Raw genomic sequence first — 16,982 nt, forward strand, 5'->3', positions numbered from 1 at the left:
CAGGCATGACCGACACGCTTCCCGCTTCGCTCGACGCCGATCTGCGCGCGCTTCTCGCCGATGTGCTGGGGCTGGCCCCGGCGCGGGTGGCCGCGTTCACGGCACAGACGCCGCTGTTCGGCGCGCTGCCCGAACTCGATTCGATGGCGGTGGCGGGCCTGTTCACTGCGCTCGAAGACAGCTTCGGCTTCATCCTGGAAGAGGATGAGATCGACGGCGATTTGCTCGAAACCTATGGCGCGCTGCTGGCCTTCGTCGCGCGCAAGCAGGGCCGTGGCTGAACCGCTCGGCCCGCTGCGCTGGCCCTGCTCCGGATCGGGGGCGGACGGCGAATGGGCCCTGGCCACCGATGGCGCTGCGCCATTGGCGCGGCTGCTGATCGTGCCGCCGCTGTTTGATGAAATGAACCGCACGCGGGCCATGCTCGCCACGTTGCTGCGTGATCTGGGCGCGGCGGGCGTGGCAGCGATCCTGCCCGATCTGCCCGGCTGCGGGGAAAGCGTGCAGGATTTTTCCGCGCAAAGCCTCAACGCCTGGCGCGCGGCCATGGCGGCGGCGGCGCGTCATTTTGACGCCAGCCATGTCCTGGCGCTGCGCGGCGGGGCACTGGTCGCGCCACCCACCCTGCCCGGCTGGGCGCTGGCGCCACTCGATGGCGAGGCCGTGCTGCGCCCACTGCTGCGCGCGGCCATGCTTGCCGCGCGGGCACAGGGAGAGGACACCACCGCCGCCACGCTGCTGGAAACCGGGCGGGCCACAGGCATCATGCTGGGCGGCTATCGCTGTGGCGCGGCGCTGATCGCCGGGCTTCACGGCTCGCGCAGCCAGGGCGAAGGGCATCAGGTGCTCGCGGTTGGCGATCTGGGCGTGACCGGTGCAGCGCCGTGGCTGCGCCAGGAGCCAGCCCCGGCCCCCGCGCTCGCCGCCGCGCTGGCCGCGCGCATCGTGGCAGACCTGGCGACATGAACCGCAGCGTCATCCCTTTTTCGTACCAGGGCGCACAGTTGCTGGGCACGCTCGACATGGGCCTGGCCAGCGGCGCCACTGGCCTCTTGCTGGTATCGGGCGGCAACGAGATTCGCAGCGGTGCCTGGGGCGGTCAGGCCTGGCTTGGCGCCGCCCTGGCCCGCGAAGGCGTGCCGGTGTTCCGCTTCGACCGGCGCGGCGTGGGCGATAGCGAAGGCGAAAACCGGGGTTTTCGGGCCAGCGGACCCGATATTGCCGCCGCCTTGGCCGCATTCCGCGCCGCCGCGCCGCATGTAAAGCGGGTAGTGGCGATGGGCAATTGCGATGCCGCTAGCGCGCTGATGCTCCATGCCGCCACGCTGCCAGGCCTCGACGGGCTGATCCTGGCCAATCCCTGGACGGTGGACGGAGAAAATGAAACGGCGCCGGTTCATTCTGCCGCCGCGCTGCGCCGCCACTATCTGCGCCGCCTGGCCGATCCGCGCCAATGGGCCCGCCTGCTGGCCGGCAAGGTGGCGCTGGGCAAGCTGGCGGGCGGGCTGCGCACCGCTGCCGCGCCCCAGGCGGCTTCAGCGCTGGCAGAAGAAATGCGCGCTGCGCTGGCCAGCTATCGCGGCAAGGTCACAATTCTGCTCGCGCAAGGTGATCGCACCGCGCAGCTGTTTGCCAGCCATTGGGGCGCCGATCCACGCGTGATCTGCCACCCCGGTGCCAGCCATTCCTTTGCCGATGCGCCGGAATGGCTGTTGCACCAGGTGCTGGCCGCGCTGGGCGATTAGGCCTGGGTCAGTTGCCCGGTGGCAAAGTCCAGCTCTGCCACAAAGCGTTCAGCATCAAGCGCGGCCATGCAGCCGGTGCCTGCCGCCGTCACCGCCTGGCGATAGGTGTGGTCCATCACGTCGCCACAGGCGAACACGCCGGGGATGGCAGTCTTGGGCGTACCGGGTTCAACCACGATATAGCCGCTTTCATCGAGCGCGAGCTTGCCGGCAAACAGGCTGGTGGCCGGCGCATGGCCGATGGCGACGAACGCGCCGTCGGTTTCCACGCGGCTGCCTTCGCCCGTCACCGTATCGACCAGTTCCACCGCCTTGAGGCCGCCAGCCATGGGATCGCCGGAAAACGCGGCCACGGCCTTGTTCCACAGCACGCTGATCTTGGGGTGGGCATGCAGGCGCTGCTGCAGGATGCGTTCGGCGCGCAAGGCATCGCGACGGTGGATCAGCGTGACATGCTCGGCATGGTTGGTGAGGTAGAGTGCTTCTTCCACGGCAGTGTTGCCGCCGCCGATCACCACCACCTTCTTGCCGCGATAGAAGAACCCGTCGCAGGTGGCGCAGGCCGAAACACCCTTGCCCGACAGCAGCTGTTCGCCCGGTACGCCCAGCCACTTGGCCTGAGCACCGGTGGCGATCACCAGCGTATCGGCTTCATAGACATCGCCGCTGTCACCCGTGGCGCGGAACGGGGGGCCGGCCAGATCGATATCGGTGATGGTGTCCCACATCATCCGCGTGCCGACATGCTGCGCCTGCGCTTCCATTTCCTGCATCAGCCAGGGGCCCTGGATCACGTCGCGGAAGCCGGGATAGTTTTCGACATCGGTGGTGATGGTCAGCTGCCCGCCGGGCTGTAGCCCCTGCACCACGATCGGCTCCATCCCGGCGCGCGCGCCATAGATGGCCGCCGTCAGGCCTGCCGGGCCGGAACCGATGATAAGCATGCGGGTCTTGTGCGTCGTCGCCATGGAAACTCCTTCCGATGGCGCGCGAGATAGGGGCTGGTCGTGAAAAACACCAGCCCAAGCAAAACTTGCCTGCGTTTAAACCAGGGCGCGGATACGCCTGGGCTCAGGCACCCTGGCGCTGCGTCACGCCTTCCAGGGCACGGCTGACGACAACCGCCGCCGGGGTGGGCTTGGGCACCAGCACGCCGCCTAGCTTGCGCACGGCTTCATCCATGCGATCAAGATCGCCGGTATGCAGGACATAGGGCACGCCACGTTCCGCCAGCGCCTTGGCCACCGGGGCGCAGGTCTGGCCATGGGCGAGCGAGACATCGAGAATGGCCGCCACGATGTGCTCGCTCTCGGCAATTGCCAGCGCTTCGGCCAGTTCAAGCGCGGTCAGCGGAACGCAACCTGCGTCCTCCACCGCAAATTCCAGATCGAGCAGAATGAGGGGCTCGTCATCGAGCACCAGCACGCGACAACCATCATTCGGGCAACACGACTGGCCCATCAGACTGCGTCCTCGCGCAGGGGAACGCGCAGCCTTGCCCTCAATCCATCGGGATGCCAGTCACGCATGATGTTGCCCCTTGCCATGTGCAGCATGCGGTCGACGATCCCCATGGTGGGCGCCTCCGCGTTGTTTTCGGGCGGGTTTACCGCCGGCCCGCCCTGTTCGATCCAGTCGATCACGATCGTGGGTGCCTCGCTGGAACCGTTCTTCTGCCAGGCAACCGTAACCTCGCCACCATCGCTGCTGAGCGCGCCATGCTTGGCCGCGTTCACCGCCAGTTCGTGGAGCGACAGGCCAAGCACGGAAACTGCGGAGAAATCGCTGCGTAACCCGTTGCCCTTGAAATGAATGCGCTTTCCATCCGGGTCATAAGGCGACAGCACCGAACGGATCGCCTGGCCGACTTCGATCGACCCGCTCGATGCCTCGTCCAGCGTGGTTTCATAGGCGCGGCCCAGGGCCTGGATGCGATCGTTGATCTCGCGCGCCTCAACCTCGATTCCGCGGCTGCGCCCGGTAAAGTTGACGATGCCGCCGATCACCGCGAACATGTTCTTCATGCGGTGCGACAGTTCGCGCGCCAATTCGCGGGCGTGGCGTTCGTCGGCGCGGGCGGCGCGCACGTCGGACACGTCCCACTGGCTGCCGAAATAATAGATCAGGCGCCCCTGCGCGTCATAGATCGGGCCCAGGTGCAGCGCGTTCCAGAACGCTGAACCGTCCTTGCGATAATTGAGCAGTTCCACCACCACCACGTCTTCGTTTTCGACTGCCTGACGAATACGGGCAACAGCGCTGCGATCGGTTCCCGGCCCCTGCAGGAAGCGGCAGTTGCGACCAATGATCTCATGTTCTTCATAGCCCGTCAGCCAGCGGAACGCGCGGTTGACGAAGACGATCGGGGCGTCGGGCGTATGCGGATCGCACAGACAGACGGCCATGCGGGTCTGGGCCATGGCCTGCTCGAACAGCACGCCAGAGGCACCGATAAAAGCATCGTCAGGATGGTTGGCAAGGAACCGTTCGGCGCTGTCGTCATAGGCGCCACCGGCCTGGCTTGCACGTTGCGGGCCAGCAGACTGCCCAGCGCCGCCGGCATCGTAAAACGCCCTGTCGTCGCCGCTCGCGGCTTCACCCGCCTTCGTGGCCTCGTCCGGGCGCTCCGGCGCCTGATCTGCCCTGTCACTCGACAAACGTTTGTTCCTGATGTTCTCTCGACCCATGGCAGAATGCCACTTAATGGCGGCAAAATGCGCCAGGGCCGGGAGCGGTTCCCCGCGATAGCGAAAATTTTGCGCTACACCTGCAAACCGGCAAAACCCTGCGACAGATAGCGCAGCGCGCACCCGGCGAGCAGGGCGGTGCCCGTCGGCAGGGCCGCTTCATCCACCACCATGCGGGTGGAATGGATGCCGCAGGCATGGCGCCAGTCCGCCCCCTCGTGTGCCACGCCCAGGAAGAACATGGCGCCGGGCACCTGTTCGAGCACATAGGAAAAGTCTTCGGCGGCCATGATGGCGTGGTCCAGCCGGACAAAGGCCTCGGGCCCGGCCAGATCGCGGGCCACCGCTTCGCCGAGGGCCACCGCGCGGGGATCGCACATCGTCACGGGAAAGCCTTCGTGCAGCGTCACTTGCGCGGTCAGGCCGTGGGCGACAGCGACATGGGTGGCGCAGGTTTCCAACGCCGCGCGCAGACGCGTGCGGTTGCCGGGCGACAGGGTGCGCAAGGTACCGATCATGCGCGCGCGATCGGCGATCACGTTGTGCGCGCTGCCCGCCTCGATCCGCGCCACCGTGGCCACCACCGGATCGGCCACCGAGAACCGCCGCGTGACCATCGCCTGGATCGCGCTCACGATCTCGCACGCCACCGGCACGGGATCGAGCGCATCGTGCGGCATCGAGGCATGACCGCCGCGCCCCTCCACCACGATCTCGAACTGGTCGGCCGAGGCCATCAGCGCGCCGGTCCGCCCGGCCACCAGGCCATGGCGGCTGTTGGGCATGATGTGCAGCGCAAAGGCCGCATCGGGCAGCGGATCGCCCAGCAGCCCATCCTCGATCATAAAGCGCGCACCATGGTGCCCTTCTTCTCCGGGCTGGAACATGAAGCGCACATCGCCCGCCATTCCTTCCGCCCGCGCGGCCAGCAATTCCACCGCACCGGCGAGCATGGCCACGTGCGTATCGTGCCCGCAGGCATGCATGGCGCCGGGAATGGTCGAGGCAAAGTCCAACCCGGTTTCCTCATGCATCGGCAGGGCATCGGTATCCCCGCGCAAGAGCACGCAGGGCCGCGTTGCACCGTCCACCGCCGCCCCGCCGCGCAGCGTGGCGACCAGCCCGGTGGTCGATGGCCCCTGCGCCCATTCCAGGGGCAGATGCGCCAGGGCGGCGCGGATCTTGTCACGCGTGGCTGGGTTGTGCAGGCCCAGTTCCGGTTCGGCATGGATTGCGCGGCGCAAGGACACGATCTTGGGCGCGAGCGCCTGTGCCGCTGCGCGCACATCGCCGATCCCGCTGTTGCCTTCTGCCATCCCATGCTCTCCATGCCACTTGCGCGCCGCGCGGTGATGCACTGCGGCCATTGCCCACGCCTCATGCCCTTTAGGACGGGCTGGACAGACGTGTCGAGCCGGCGGTTGCGCTGGGGTGCGCCATCGGGCAATGCTGGAAGGAATGACGTCTGCGCCGCGCCCCCCGCTCTGGTCCATCCGCGGCCTGCAAGCCTGCAGACCTGCCACCCGCTATACCGTGGGCGTGCTTCTGTTCGTGCTCGCGCTGTCGCTGCGCTGGGTGGCCGATGATCTGTTTCCGCCCGGCTTTCCGTTCCTGACGTTCTTTCCTGCGGTCATCATCGCCACGTTCATTGCCGGGCGCGGCCCTGGCATGGTTTGCGCCATATTGAGTGGCCTTGCGGCGTGGTACTTTTTCGTGCCGCCCGAATTCAGCTTTGCCATCAACACCCAGGTTGCCACGGCCATGCTGTTCTACACCGGCGTGGTGGCGGTAGACATCGTGCTGATCGATGGCCTCACCCGACGCCAGCGGCAGCTGGAGGAAAGCGAAGCGCGCCTGGCCGAGATGGCGGCAAACCAAGCCTTGCTGTTCAAAGAATTGCAGCACCGCGTGGCCAATAACCTGGCCTCTGTCGCCTCGATGCTGCGGCTGCAGCGACGCCAGATCGAACGCAACCCGGCGCTCGCGCTGCCGCTGATCGATCGCGCGGACCAGCGCATCGAGATGATGGGCCGGGTGCATCGCCAGCTCTATGATCCGGCCGTGCAGACCAAGCCGATCAGCGAAATCCTGGCCTCAGCCGTGAACCTGGCGCGCGAAATGGCCGATGCCGATGCGGTGGACGTGGACGTGGTGGCCGAGGATGTGCGCCTGGAGGTGGGCCGCCTGCTGCCTTTGGTGCTGCTGCTGACCGAACTGCTCGCCAACAGCTTCAAGCATGCCTTTGCGCCTGGCCAGCCCGGGCGCATCGACGTGCGGCTGGAACGGGTCGATGATGCCCGGCTGTGCCTGACCGTGGCAGACAATGGCCGCGGCATGCCAGCCGCCGATCCGGCCGATCATATCCCGGGTGGCGTGCGCACGCGGCGCGGGCTGGGCACGGCGATCATTGCCGGGCTGGTGGCGCAGCTGGGCGGCAGCCACCGCGTGCGCAGCGGCACCGACGGGGCCGCCAATCCCGGCGTAACCACCGTGGTGCTGTTCCCCGAAACGCTTGGCCGCCAAGGCTGACCAGGCAGGCTGATCACCACCCTGGCGGGCCAGCGCGCGCCGCTTAACGCGCGGCGATCGGCCCTGGCTCGTTGGCGACGATCGCCAGCGTGCTTTGCCAGGCGGCCACGTTCTGCGCCAACATGGCCGGATCGATCTTGTCCAGCGTATCATCGGGCGTGTGGTGCAGATCGAAATAGTGGGTACCGTCCTGGTTCAGGTCCACCACCGGCAGCTTTTGCGCGGCAATGATCGCGCCCACATCTTCGCCGCCGTTGGCCGTGCCATCGCCCGGCACCACGCCCAGCGGATTGAGCGCGGCCAGCAGGCGCGCCTTCACCGCATCGGCTGACGGCGCGAAATTGGTGATCACCCGCCATACCCGGTCTGCGCCGAAATCGCTTTCCATCGCCAGGGCATGCGGCTCCTTGCCATGCTTTTGCGCATAGGCTTCGCCGCCAAAGCCACCCACTTCCTCGCTACCGGCAAACAGCACACGGATCGTGCGCAGCGGCTTGCCGCCATCGGGCCCGCTGGTCTGCGCGCCCAGCGCCGCGCCAGCCACGATGGCGCAGCCGGCGCCATCGTCGATCGCCCCGGTGCCCAGATCCCAGCTATCGAGGTGGCACGCCACCAGCACCGGCGGCAGCGAAGGATCGCGACCGGGCAATTCGCCCACCACGTTGCCCGAAGGCGCATTGTCGATGATCTGGCCGGTCAGCGTCAGGTGCAGCTTGAGCGGCTGGCCGGTGGCGGCGAGCCGCGCAATCTGATCGGCATCGGGATTGGATACTGCGCCGGCGGGAATGGGCTTCACGCCCTTGGCCCAGCTGATCACCCCGGTGTGCGGGTTACGGTGCTTGTCGGTGCCGACAGAGCGGATCACCACCGCCAGCGCGCCCTTGGCCACGGCCACGCCCGGCCCCTTGCGCCGCACGTTGCCATAGGGGCCATAGCCGCTGCCATCCTGCGTGGGCACCATGGCATGATCGATAAAGGCAATCTTGCCGGACAGCGAACCATCGGGCGCCGCTTCCAGCGCGGCGAGCGAGGGGAAGTAGACCAGCGGCGCGGTGATGCCCGCCTCGGGCGTGGCGCCGGAATAGCCCAGCGCGGTGATCGCCAGCGGCTGCGCGGCAAAGCCGACGAGTTCGGCCTTGTCGATCCCGCGGCGATAGGCGCGCATGGTGAACGGCTCGATTGCCACGTTCTGGAAGCCCAGCTGCTTGAGGCGGGCGGCGGCCCACTCGCGGGCGCGGGCCTCGGCCGGGCTGCCAGCGGGACGCGGGCCGACCTGCGTGGTCAGGTCGCGCACCAGATCCCAGGCCACATCGGGTGCAGGCGCCGCGGCGTGGGCCAGGGTGGGCACCATGGCGGGCGCGAGCGAGAGAACGGCGGCGGCGGCAGAAAGGCTGGCGGTCAACGAGCGCATCGGCAAATCCCGGAAGGAGTTGGGGGTGCGCCACATTTGCGCGCCCCCCTGCGAAGTCAACCGCCAGCCTGTTCAAAACACGCGATTCACGCCCCCGCCAGTGCCTGTTCCAGATCGGCCAGGATATCGTCGATGTGCTCGATGCCGATCGACAGGCGCACATAACCGGGGCTGACCCCGGCAGCGGCCTGCTCTTCGGCAGAAAGCTGGGAATGGGTGGTAGACGCCGGATGGATCGCCAGGCTGCGCGCATCGCCAATATTGGCAACGTGGTAGAACAGCTTGAGTGCATCGATGAAGGCCCGCCCGGCATCGGCGCCACCGGCCAGTTCGAAGCCGACCAGCCCCCCTGCCCCGTGCGGCAGATATTTCGCGGCCAGGTCTGCCGCGCGGCCCTGGGCCAGCGAGGGATGGATCACGCGCGTTACCTTGGCATGGCCGGAAAGCCATTGCGCCACCGCCGCCGCGTTCTGGCTGTGCCGCTCGATCCGCAGCGGCAGCGTTTCGATCCCCTGGATCAGCTGGAACGCGTTGAACGGCGACAGCGCCGCGCCCATGTCGCGCAGCAGGATCACGCGGGCGCGGATGGCATAGGCGATCGGCCCCAGCGGCTTGATGTCGCGCGCCCACACCGCGCCGTGATAGCTGGGATCGGGCAGGTTGAAGAGCGGCTGCCGTTCGGGGAATTCGTCCCACGCGAAATTCCCGCCATCCACGATCAGGCCGCCGATCGAGGTGCCATGCCCGCCCAGATACTTGGTCGAGGAATAGACCACCACTGCCGCGCCATGCTCGAACGGGCGGATCAGCAGCGGGGCGGCAGTATTGTCGACGATCAGCGGCACGCCCAGCTTGCGCCCGATTGCTGCCACTTCAGCGATCGGAAAGGCCACCAGCTTGGGATTGGGCAGGCTTTCCGCGTAATAGGCCCGCGTGCGGTCGTCGGTCGCGCGGGCAAACCCTTCCGGATCGGCCGGATCGACAAAGCGCACCTCGATGCCCAGATCCTTGAGCGTGTTGGCAAACAGGTTCCAGGTGCCGCCATAGAGATCGGTGGAGCTGACGATATTGTCACCCGCCCGCGCCAGGTTGAGCACGGCATAGGTCGAGGCCGCCTGGCCCGATGCCACGGCCACGGCAGCGGCCCCGCCCTCCAGCGCCGCCACCCGCTGTTCCAGCACGTCGGTCGTCGGATTGCCAAGCCGCGTATAGATTGGCCCGAGTTCCTTGAGGGCGAAGCGGTTGGCGGCCTGCTCGGTACTGTCGAACTGATACGACGTGGTCTGGTAGATTGGCACGGCCACCGCGCCGGTGGCCGGATCGGCGCGCCAGCCGGCATGCAGGGCCAGGGTTTCGGGACGGGGCGTGCGGGTTTCTGGCGTTGTGTCGCTCATGGCATCCTCTGGTCGCTGGGCATTTGCCCTGTTTGTCTACTTATTCAATTGACATAATCAAGCCCGGAATTGCGCATGGCATCCTGTGGCCGATACTGCGTGGCAATGCGCAGGCGCGGGGACAAGCGCGATCAACCATGGCCTGGTTACACCACCACCCACACGGCACAACGCGCGCGACCCCCGGGGATGGGGTTTTGAACTGGGGGTTTTCAGGCCATGACGGACCAGACACCGATTTCCGCCACCGATCGCAAGCGCGCGCAGGAAAACGCGACCGTGCAGCGCAACGACGCCATCGAACGCGCGCTGCTGCTGTGCGAGTTCACCGGCGACGGCGTGATCATCGGCGCCAACGAAAACTTTGCCCATCTGCTCGGCGAGCCGGCCGAAGACCTTGTCGGGCGGCGCTATCACAATCTTTGCCACGAGGGTTTGCAGGACCCCAGCACGGAGCCGGCCTTCTGGCAGCGCCTGGCCGATGGCCAGGGCCAGGTTGCCGCGCTGCGCCTGGCGGTGCAGGATCGCCCGCCGGTGTGGGTGCGCCTGGCGTTCACGCGTCTCGATACCGCCGAAAGGCTGCCCACGCGCATCCTGGCCGTGGGCATCGACATCAGCCGAGATGGCTTGGCGCGGTTCAACGCGCAGGCCAAGCTCGGCGCACTCGATCACGCCGTGGCCCTGGTGGAATTCACCATGGATGGCGAAGTGGTGGCCGCCAACGAAAACTATCTCAAGCTGACCGGCTATACCCTGGCCGAGGTGATGGGCCAGTCGCACACGCTGTTCTGCGACAAGGACACGGCCGCCTCGGATGCCTATCGCGAGTTGTGGGCCGCCCTGCGCCGCGACCAGGTGTGCCATGGCGCCTACAAGCGCGTGGGCAAGAACGAGACGGATATCTGGGTGCGCGCCTCCTACACCCCGATCCGCGGCGCCGATGGCAAGCTGGAGCGGGTGCTCAAGATAGCCTATGATATCACCGCCGAGCGCCTGTCCACCGCCGAATACGAAGCCAAGCTGGAAGCGATCGACCGCGCCATGGCCGTGGTGGAATTCGATCTGGATGGCAACGTGGTGAGCGCCAACGACAATTTCCTGTCGGTCATGGGCTATTCCCCGCGCGAGATCCTGGGCCAGCATCACGCGATGTTCTGCCTGCCCGAATTTGTCCGCACCCGCGAATACGCCGATTTCTGGATTGCGCTCAACCAGGGGCAATTCCAATCGGGCCGGTTTCACCGCGTGGGCAAGCACAACCGCGACGTGTGGATCCAGGCGACATACAATCCCGTGCTCGACTTGCGCGGCAAGCCGCGCCGGATCGTCAAATACGCTACGGACGTGACCGAGCAGGTGCGCCTGGAGCAGAAGATCGCCGCGCGATCGCAGGAAACCGCCGGCGTGGCCGATCGCCTGGGCCGCACCATCGAGGAAATCAACCGCAGCACCGAAACCGCCAACAAGCTGGCCAATCTGACCGAGACGAAGGCCGATGAAGGCGGCGTGGCGCTCAAGTCTGCGCTCGAATCGATCGAACTGATCCAGAAATCGGCCACCGGGATTGCCGAGATCGTGCGCGTGATTTCCGAAATCGCCGGGCAGACCAACCTGCTGGCGTTCAATGCCGAGATCGAGGCGGCGCGCGCCGGCGAGCATGGCATCGGCTTTTCCGTGGTGGCGGGCGAAGTGCGCAAGCTGGCCGAACGCAGCAGCACCGCCGCGCGCGATATCAGCCGGCTGATCGAGGAAAGCCTGGTCCGCATCGGCATGGGCACCGAACGCGCCCAGGCTGCACAAAGCGCGTTCAGTGCGATCGCCGCCAGCGTCGGCGACACCAGTTCCGCGATCGAAGTGATCACCCGTTCTGCCCTGGCCCAGGACGAGGTGGCGCGCCACATCGTGACGCTGATCCAGGAACTGGCCGCCGCCGCCCATGAACCAGCCTGAACCGGCCGGGCCAGCCGCCACCGCGCGCCTCTATGGCCTGTTGCAGGTAGCCGGCATCACTCTGGCGATGGCGACGGCAGCGATCCGCGAGGTGGTGCCCCGGCCGGCGCAGCTCTTGCCCTTTCCCATCACCCGGCCCGATCTGGCCGGGGCCATCGCGGTGCGCGGAGCGATCATCCCCGTCATCGACATGGGGCTGATGCTGGGCCTGGCCCCGGCATGCGCGCACGACGGCATCGTCGCGATCGTGCGGCACCAAGGCTGCGTTACCGGCCTTCTGCTCGATTGCATCGAAGGCATTGCCCGCCTGCCCGAAAGCGCACTGGGCGCCCTGCACTATCCTGACGACGCGCCGCTCCACCGTCTTGCCGCCGCTGGGTTCCTGCACGGCGACACGCGCGGGGTCGTGCTCGATACCGCGCAACTCGCCGCCATGCCGGGCCTGCCCCTGGTGCCCGACAGCCTTGCCGGGCAGCGCCAGGAACACCGCCTGGGCCATGGCGCGGGTGACAAGGTCACCTGCCTGGTGTTCCGCGCCGGTGGGCAGCGCCTGGCGCTCGATGCCCACGCCATCGTCGCCACGCTGCCCGAATCTGCCCTCGCTCCGCCACCGGTGACCAACGCGCTGTGGATGGGGTCGCTGGCGTGGAACGGCGTGGCTGTGCCGGCGGTCGATACCCTGCGCCTGGCCGGCATCGGCAGCCTCGGCCGCACGCCGGGGCGCAGCGCCGCCGTGGTCATCCACGTCGGCCCGGCAGATAGCGCAGCCGGCACCCGCGCCCGGGCCGCGCTGCTGATCGACGGGGTGGACGACATCCGCCAATTGCCGCGCCATGCCGGCGCCGCGCTGGGTGCGATCGGCATTGCCGGCACTGGCGCGGCCCATGCCCTGGTCGACCTGGGCGGCCAGCCGGTGCTGCACCTGTCCGCGACGGCGATTACCGGCGATCCGCGCCTGGCAGAAGTGGCAGCCATGCAGGTGCCGGTCGCGCCCGAGGATACCGATGGACACCAGCGCCTGCGCGGATTGCCAGCCGCCACCGGCACCACCAGCACGGCCGACGCCTGGCTCACTTTTCGCCTGGGCGAGGCGCGCTATGCCCTGCCGCTAGGCGCAGTGGAAGCGGTGCTTCCGGGCGATCAGCCGCTCTTGCCGCTGGCTGGGCAATTTCCATTATCGGGCGTGTTCCTGCATCGCGACCGGCCAACGCCCGTGCTCGATCTCGCCGCGCGCCTTGGCTGCACGCGCACCGCGGCCGCGGACGAAGCGATCATGGTGGTGGTCGGCATGGCCGGCCAGCGCCGGGCCTTTCTGGTCGATATGCTGTGCTCGGTCGAGCGCGTGCCGCTTCAGGCGCTACGCACGCAGGCCACCTCGCGGCAGTTGCCCGCAGCGACGATCCGCTGCCGCGCCAACGAGACCTGGGAAGTGCTCGACGCGGCAGCGCTGGGCCTGGCTGGTGACGCGACCCCGCCTGCGGACATCGCCTGCCTCACCGCCTGACCAGCCTGGCGCCGGGCATCCCCAAGTGCTTGCCCAACTTGGGCGCGCCCTGTAGAGCGCGGGACAATTTCGCACGTTTTGCCAAACGTTCTGTCTCGCGCAAGGACCCTCAGATGGCCGCCCAATACGCCTACGTCATGAAGAACATGACGAAAACCTTCCCCGGCGCGCAAAAGCCGGTGCTCAACAACATCAACCTGCAGTTCTACCAGGGCTCCAAGATCGGCATCGTCGGCCCCAACGGCGCGGGCAAGTCCACGCTGATGAAGATCATGGGCGGCATCGACAAGGACTTCACGGGCGAAGCATGGCCGGGTGAGCACATCACCGTGGGCTACCTGCCGCAGGAGCCGCAGCTCGATCCCACCAAGACCGTGCTGGAAAACGTCAAGGAAGGCGCGCGCGAAGTGGCCGACCTGGTCGATCGCTTCAACGAGATTTCCAACATCATGGCCGATCCGCCAGAAGACGTCGATTTCGACGCGCTGATGGACGAAATGGGCGACCTGCAGGGCAAGATCGACGCGGTCGATGGCTGGACGCTCGACAACCAGCTCGAAATCGCGATGGAAGCGCTGCGCTGCCCGCCGGGCGACTGGTCGGTCGAAAGCCTCTCGGGCGGTGAAAAGCGCCGCATCGCGCTGACTCGCCTGCTGATCCAAAAGCCGTCGATCCTGCTGCTCGACGAACCGACCAACCACCTCGACGCTGAAAGCGTCGAATGGCTGGAAAACCATCTCAAGGAATATGCCGGCGCGGTGCTGATGATCACCCACGACCGCTACTTCCTGGACAACGTCGTCGGCTGGATCCTCGAACTCGACCGGGGCAAGTACTTCCCCTACGAAGGCAACTACTCGACCTACCTGGAAAAGAAGGCCAAGCGCCTGGAGCAGGAAGACCGCGAGGCGACCGGCCGCCAGAAGGCGATCAACGACGAACTCGAATGGATCCGCGCCGGCACCAAGGGCCGCCAGACCAAGTCGAAGTCGCGTATCAAGAAGTTCGAGGAACTGGTCGCCAGCCAGGAAAATCGCTCGCCCGGCAAGGCCCAGATCGTCATCCAGGTGCCCGAGCGCCTGGGCGGCAAGGTGATCGAGGCCAAGAACATTTCCAAGGCCTATGGCGACAAGCTGTTGTTCGAAAACCTCTCGTTCATGCTGCCGCCCGGCGGCATCGTGGGGGTGATCGGGCCGAACGGCGCGGGTAAGTCGACCCTGTTCAAGCTGATCACCGGCCAGGAAACCCCCGACACCGGTGAGATCGACATCGGCTCGACCGTGCGCCTGGGCTATGTCGACCAGAGCCGCGATCACCTCGATCCCAAGAAGAACGTCTGGGAAGAAATCTCCGACGGGCTCGACTACATGAAGGTCAACGGGTTCGACACCTCGACCCGCGCCTATGTCGGCGCGTTCAACTTCAAGGGCCAGGACCAGCAGAAGAACGTCGGCAAGCTCTCGGGCGGTGAACGCAACCGCGTGCACATGGCCAAGATGCTCAAGCAGGGCGGCAACGTGCTGCTGCTCGACGAACCGACCAACGACCTCGACGTGGAAACGCTCGCGGCGCTGGAAGAAGCCATCGAAAACTTCGCCGGCTGCGCCGTGGTCATCAGCCACGACCGCTTCTTCCTCGATCGCCTGGCCACCCACATCCTGGCGTTCGAAGGCAACAGCCACGTCGAATGGTTCGAAGGCAACTTTGCCATGTACGAAGAAGACAAGCGCCGCCGCCTGGGTGATGCGGCCGATCGCCCGACGCGCCTGGCGTACAAGAAGCTCACGCGCTGATCAGGCTGCGTTAGGTTTCGCACCACCCCCCGCCCCCCTCCTCTGAAGAGGAGGGGGGGTTAAGACGCTGATCTAAAAGCCCCATCCTCTTCAGAGGAGGGGGTTTGGGGGTGGTGGAAGCCAAGAGCGACGCACGTCAGGGCGCCACCCAGTTCCCCACCCAGCCCTGCGCCCCGCGCACGAAGCGCGCGCGCACGCCGCCATGGGCATCAAGCCTGAGCCAGTCGAGCGTATCAGGCTCTACCAGCAGCACCGCAAAGGCATCGCGGCCAGCCTCGGTTTCCGCCAAACTGGGCCGGCGGCCCAGCAGATCGGCCGGCAGCGCGCTGCCTGCCTCTGCCAGCGGTGCGCCCGGGCCATGCGTGGCCAGATAGCAGCGCCGGCTGAACACCGCCGCAGCATCCCAGGCGGCATCGGCCAAGGCGCCGTGCTGCTCAATCCGTGCCGACCCGGCCAGGCGCAACTGCACGCGCGCCGCCGGATCATAGGCCAGCACGCTGGCACGGCCGTATCGGGCGATCGTCGCCACCTTGGGGCTGCGTGCATCGGTGTGAAAGCGCAGTGCGTTCAGGCCCGGCGCCGCCGCGCGCAACACCATGATCCGCATCTCGCCATCGGGCGTGCCCACCACCGGGCTGTGCATCGCTGCATGGCGATCGGCTACGGCAGCGTCCAGTCGTGCCTGGGCATCCGCAATAATATCTTCCAGCCTATTCATGGCGATAGTGTGGCCGTTGCGCTGCGTCTTTGCAAAGATGGCCGATAGGGCTGGCCGATTGCCTAAGTAGCAAGATGAACGGCGGGCTATCCATCCGGTTCAGCGATGCGACAGCGGCAATGCTCTATCACTATTGGCAAGTGATGGGAAACCAATGCCATCGCGCGACATTTCCTGAAAACACGTTCGAAAGGGAGACGGCCATGGCCGCCAGTAGAAAATGGACAACGAAGATCGGCGCGGCGCTGGCCGTTGCCTCGCTGGCAGCCGCCGTTCCTGTTACGGCCTTTGCCGATGATCATGGCGATCACCGCGGCGGTGAAAACCGTGGCGGTGGCCAGCCGCATGGCGGCGGCTTCCCCGGCGGTGGCCAACCGCGCGGGGGCGGTTTCCAGGGTGGCGGGCAACCGCGCCCGATGCCGCAGATGCAGCCCCAGCAGCAGGCGCCCCAGCAGGCCCCGCGTGGTCCGCAAGGCGGCTGGCAAGGCCAGCCCGGTGGCTGGCGCGGCGGCCATGCCGTGCCGCAGCCTGGCCAGCCGCCGCAGCCCGGTTGGCAGGGCAATGCGCCCGGCGGGGATCGTGGCCCCGGCCGGCCCGGTTGGAACAACGACGGCGGCCAAGGCCGTCCCGGCTGGAACAACAACGGCGGCCAAGGTCGCCCGGGTTGGAATAACGATGGCGGCCAAGGCCGACCCGGTTGGAACAACAACGGCGGTCAAGGCCGTCCCGGTTGGAACAACAACGGCGGTCAAGGCCGTCCCGGTTGGAACAACAACGGCAACTATGGCCGTCCCGGCTGGAACAACAACGGCGGTCAAGGCCGTCCGGGTTGGAACAACAACGGCAACTATGGCCGTCCCGGCTGGAACAACGATCGCGGCCCCGGCCGTCCTGGTTGGGGTGACAACCGTGGCCCCTGGCGCAACGATTGGCGGCAGGATCGCCGCTATGACTGGCAGGGCTGGCGCAGTGACCATCGCGATCTGTTCCGCGGGCCGCGCTACTTCGCGCCGATGCCCAACTATCGCTACAGCCGCCTGAACATCGGCATCTATCTGGGCGCACCATTTTTTGCCCAGCAATACTGGATCGCTGATCCGTGGGCCTATCGCTTGCCGGCCGCCTATCCGCCCTATCGCTGGGTGCGCTATTACGACGATGTCGTGCTGATCGACACCTACACCGGACAGGTGGTGGACGTGATCTACGACTTCTTCTGGTAAGAACGATGACACGGGAGGGCCGGCCTTG

General features: G+C 66.9%; 15 protein-coding genes. 8 read left to right on the plus strand and 7 right to left on the minus strand.

Annotated features, from left to right (window positions below):
• The first annotated feature begins 5 nt into the window (after positions 1 to 5).
• Genes C8K14_RS02980 through C8K14_RS02990 form a run of 3 tightly spaced genes read left to right on the plus strand, consistent with a single transcriptional unit; the run spans position 6 to position 1,745 of the window.
• A complete protein-coding gene (locus C8K14_RS02980; protein WP_054132212.1) occupies positions 6 to 281 on the plus strand; it encodes an acyl carrier protein in 276 nt (91 codons plus the stop codon).
• Positions 274 to 966 (plus strand): hypothetical protein, encoded by a 693-nt coding sequence (locus C8K14_RS02985; RefSeq protein WP_107715644.1) that lies wholly within the window; start codon positions 274 to 276, stop codon positions 964 to 966. The genes C8K14_RS02980 and C8K14_RS02985 overlap by 8 nt, the downstream gene beginning before the upstream one ends.
• A complete protein-coding gene (locus C8K14_RS02990) occupies positions 963 to 1,745 on the plus strand; it encodes a hydrolase 1, exosortase A system-associated (protein ID WP_107715645.1) in 783 nt (260 codons plus the stop codon). The genes C8K14_RS02985 and C8K14_RS02990 overlap by 4 nt, the downstream gene beginning before the upstream one ends.
• On the opposite strand, the gene trxB is transcribed toward C8K14_RS02990, so the two are convergent.
• From trxB to C8K14_RS03010, 4 genes are all read right to left on the minus strand, one after another.
• On the minus strand, positions 1,742 to 2,713 hold the full coding sequence (trxB, locus tag C8K14_RS02995) for a thioredoxin-disulfide reductase (protein ID WP_107715646.1): 972 nt from the start codon (positions 2,711 to 2,713) through the stop codon (positions 1,742 to 1,744). The genes C8K14_RS02990 and trxB overlap by 4 nt on opposite strands.
• Positions 2,714 to 2,816: 103 nt before the next feature.
• Positions 2,817 to 3,206: a response regulator gene (locus C8K14_RS03000; RefSeq protein ID WP_022676194.1), complete on the minus strand. Its 390-nt coding sequence runs from the start codon at positions 3,204 to 3,206 to the stop codon at positions 2,817 to 2,819.
• The gene (locus C8K14_RS03005; protein WP_022676193.1) at positions 3,206 to 4,402 is read right to left on the minus strand and encodes a PAS domain-containing protein; all 1,197 of its coding nucleotides are present in this window, start codon (positions 4,400 to 4,402) and stop codon (positions 3,206 to 3,208) included. The genes C8K14_RS03000 and C8K14_RS03005 overlap by 1 nt, the downstream gene beginning before the upstream one ends.
• A 104-nt stretch (positions 4,403 to 4,506) precedes the next feature.
• Complete coding sequence (locus C8K14_RS03010) at positions 4,507 to 5,748, minus strand: M20 family metallopeptidase (RefSeq protein ID WP_107715753.1); 1,242 nt, start codon at positions 5,746 to 5,748, stop codon at positions 4,507 to 4,509.
• Between the two features lie 142 nt (positions 5,749 to 5,890).
• Between C8K14_RS03010 and C8K14_RS03015 the strand changes: the two genes are divergently transcribed.
• Entirely contained in the window at positions 5,891 to 6,961 is a 1,071-nt protein-coding gene (locus tag C8K14_RS03015) for a sensor histidine kinase (RefSeq protein WP_158271856.1), read from the plus strand.
• A gap of 43 nt (positions 6,962 to 7,004) precedes the next feature.
• On the opposite strand, the gene C8K14_RS03020 is transcribed toward C8K14_RS03015, so the two are convergent.
• Positions 7,005 to 8,372 (minus strand): M28 family peptidase, encoded by a 1,368-nt coding sequence (locus C8K14_RS03020; RefSeq protein ID WP_199223671.1) that lies wholly within the window; start codon positions 8,370 to 8,372, stop codon positions 7,005 to 7,007.
• Positions 8,373 to 8,458: 86 nt separating this feature from the next.
• Positions 8,459 to 9,766, minus strand: a complete 1,308-nt coding sequence (locus C8K14_RS03025; protein WP_107715648.1) for an O-acetylhomoserine aminocarboxypropyltransferase/cysteine synthase family protein — start codon at positions 9,764 to 9,766, stop codon at positions 8,459 to 8,461.
• A 219-nt stretch (positions 9,767 to 9,985) separates the two neighbouring features.
• Between C8K14_RS03025 and C8K14_RS03030 the strand changes: the two genes are divergently transcribed.
• The 3 genes from C8K14_RS03030 to ettA all read left to right on the plus strand — a co-directional run bounded on the left by C8K14_RS03030 (position 9,986) and on the right by ettA (position 15,013).
• Positions 9,986 to 11,716: a PAS domain-containing methyl-accepting chemotaxis protein gene (locus C8K14_RS03030; protein WP_107715649.1), complete on the plus strand. Its 1,731-nt coding sequence runs from the start codon at positions 9,986 to 9,988 to the stop codon at positions 11,714 to 11,716.
• Positions 11,703 to 13,220, plus strand: coding sequence for a chemotaxis protein CheW (locus tag C8K14_RS03035; protein ID WP_107715650.1), 1,518 nt, complete (start codon positions 11,703 to 11,705; stop codon positions 13,218 to 13,220). The genes C8K14_RS03030 and C8K14_RS03035 overlap by 14 nt, the downstream gene beginning before the upstream one ends.
• 113 nt (positions 13,221 to 13,333) lie before the next feature.
• Entirely contained in the window at positions 13,334 to 15,013 is a 1,680-nt protein-coding gene (gene ettA / locus C8K14_RS03040; RefSeq protein ID WP_022675635.1) for an energy-dependent translational throttle protein EttA, read from the plus strand.
• Positions 15,014 to 15,149: 136 nt separating this feature from the next.
• On the opposite strand, the gene C8K14_RS03045 is transcribed toward ettA, so the two are convergent.
• Positions 15,150 to 15,731, minus strand: a complete 582-nt coding sequence (locus C8K14_RS03045; protein ID WP_107715651.1) for a pyridoxamine 5'-phosphate oxidase family protein — start codon at positions 15,729 to 15,731, stop codon at positions 15,150 to 15,152.
• A 203-nt stretch (positions 15,732 to 15,934) separates the two neighbouring features.
• Between C8K14_RS03045 and C8K14_RS03050 the strand changes: the two genes are divergently transcribed.
• Positions 15,935 to 16,954 (plus strand): RcnB family protein, encoded by a 1,020-nt coding sequence (locus C8K14_RS03050; RefSeq protein WP_133726750.1) that lies wholly within the window; start codon positions 15,935 to 15,937, stop codon positions 16,952 to 16,954.
• The last annotated feature ends 28 nt before the right edge of the window (positions 16,955 to 16,982 follow it).

It is taken from the genome of Novosphingobium sp. GV079 (assembly GCF_003058045.1).
Taxonomy (GTDB): domain Bacteria; phylum Pseudomonadota; class Alphaproteobacteria; order Sphingomonadales; family Sphingomonadaceae; genus Novosphingobium; species Novosphingobium capsulatum.

What these genes read in the sequence shown, in the direction of transcription:
- C8K14_RS02980 (WP_054132212.1), top strand. Translation starts at nt 6, where the DNA reads ATGACCGACACGCTTCCCGCTTCGCTCGACGCCGATCTGCGCGCGCTT.
- C8K14_RS02990 (WP_107715645.1), top strand. Translation starts at nt 963, where the DNA reads ATGAACCGCAGCGTCATCCCTTTTTCGTACCAGGGCGCACAGTTGCTG.
- trxB (WP_107715646.1), bottom strand. Translation starts at nt 2,713, where the DNA reads ATGGCGACGACGCACAAGACCCGCATGCTTATCATCGGTTCCGGCCCG.
- C8K14_RS03000 (WP_022676194.1), bottom strand. Translation starts at nt 3,206, where the DNA reads ATGGGCCAGTCGTGTTGCCCGAATGATGGTTGTCGCGTGCTGGTGCTC.
- C8K14_RS03010 (WP_107715753.1), bottom strand. Translation starts at nt 5,748, where the DNA reads ATGGCAGAAGGCAACAGCGGGATCGGCGATGTGCGCGCAGCGGCACAG.
- C8K14_RS03015 (WP_158271856.1), top strand. Translation starts at nt 5,891, where the DNA reads ATGACGTCTGCGCCGCGCCCCCCGCTCTGGTCCATCCGCGGCCTGCAA.
- C8K14_RS03020 (WP_199223671.1), bottom strand. Translation starts at nt 8,372, where the DNA reads ATGCGCTCGTTGACCGCCAGCCTTTCTGCCGCCGCCGCCGTTCTCTCG.
- C8K14_RS03025 (WP_107715648.1), bottom strand. Translation starts at nt 9,766, where the DNA reads ATGAGCGACACAACGCCAGAAACCCGCACGCCCCGTCCCGAAACCCTG.
- C8K14_RS03030 (WP_107715649.1), top strand. Translation starts at nt 9,986, where the DNA reads ATGACGGACCAGACACCGATTTCCGCCACCGATCGCAAGCGCGCGCAG.
- C8K14_RS03035 (WP_107715650.1), top strand. Translation starts at nt 11,703, where the DNA reads ATGAACCAGCCTGAACCGGCCGGGCCAGCCGCCACCGCGCGCCTCTAT.
- ettA (WP_022675635.1), top strand. Translation starts at nt 13,334, where the DNA reads ATGGCCGCCCAATACGCCTACGTCATGAAGAACATGACGAAAACCTTC.
- C8K14_RS03045 (WP_107715651.1), bottom strand. Translation starts at nt 15,731, where the DNA reads ATGAATAGGCTGGAAGATATTATTGCGGATGCCCAGGCACGACTGGAC.
- C8K14_RS03050 (WP_133726750.1), top strand. Translation starts at nt 15,935, where the DNA reads ATGGCCGCCAGTAGAAAATGGACAACGAAGATCGGCGCGGCGCTGGCC.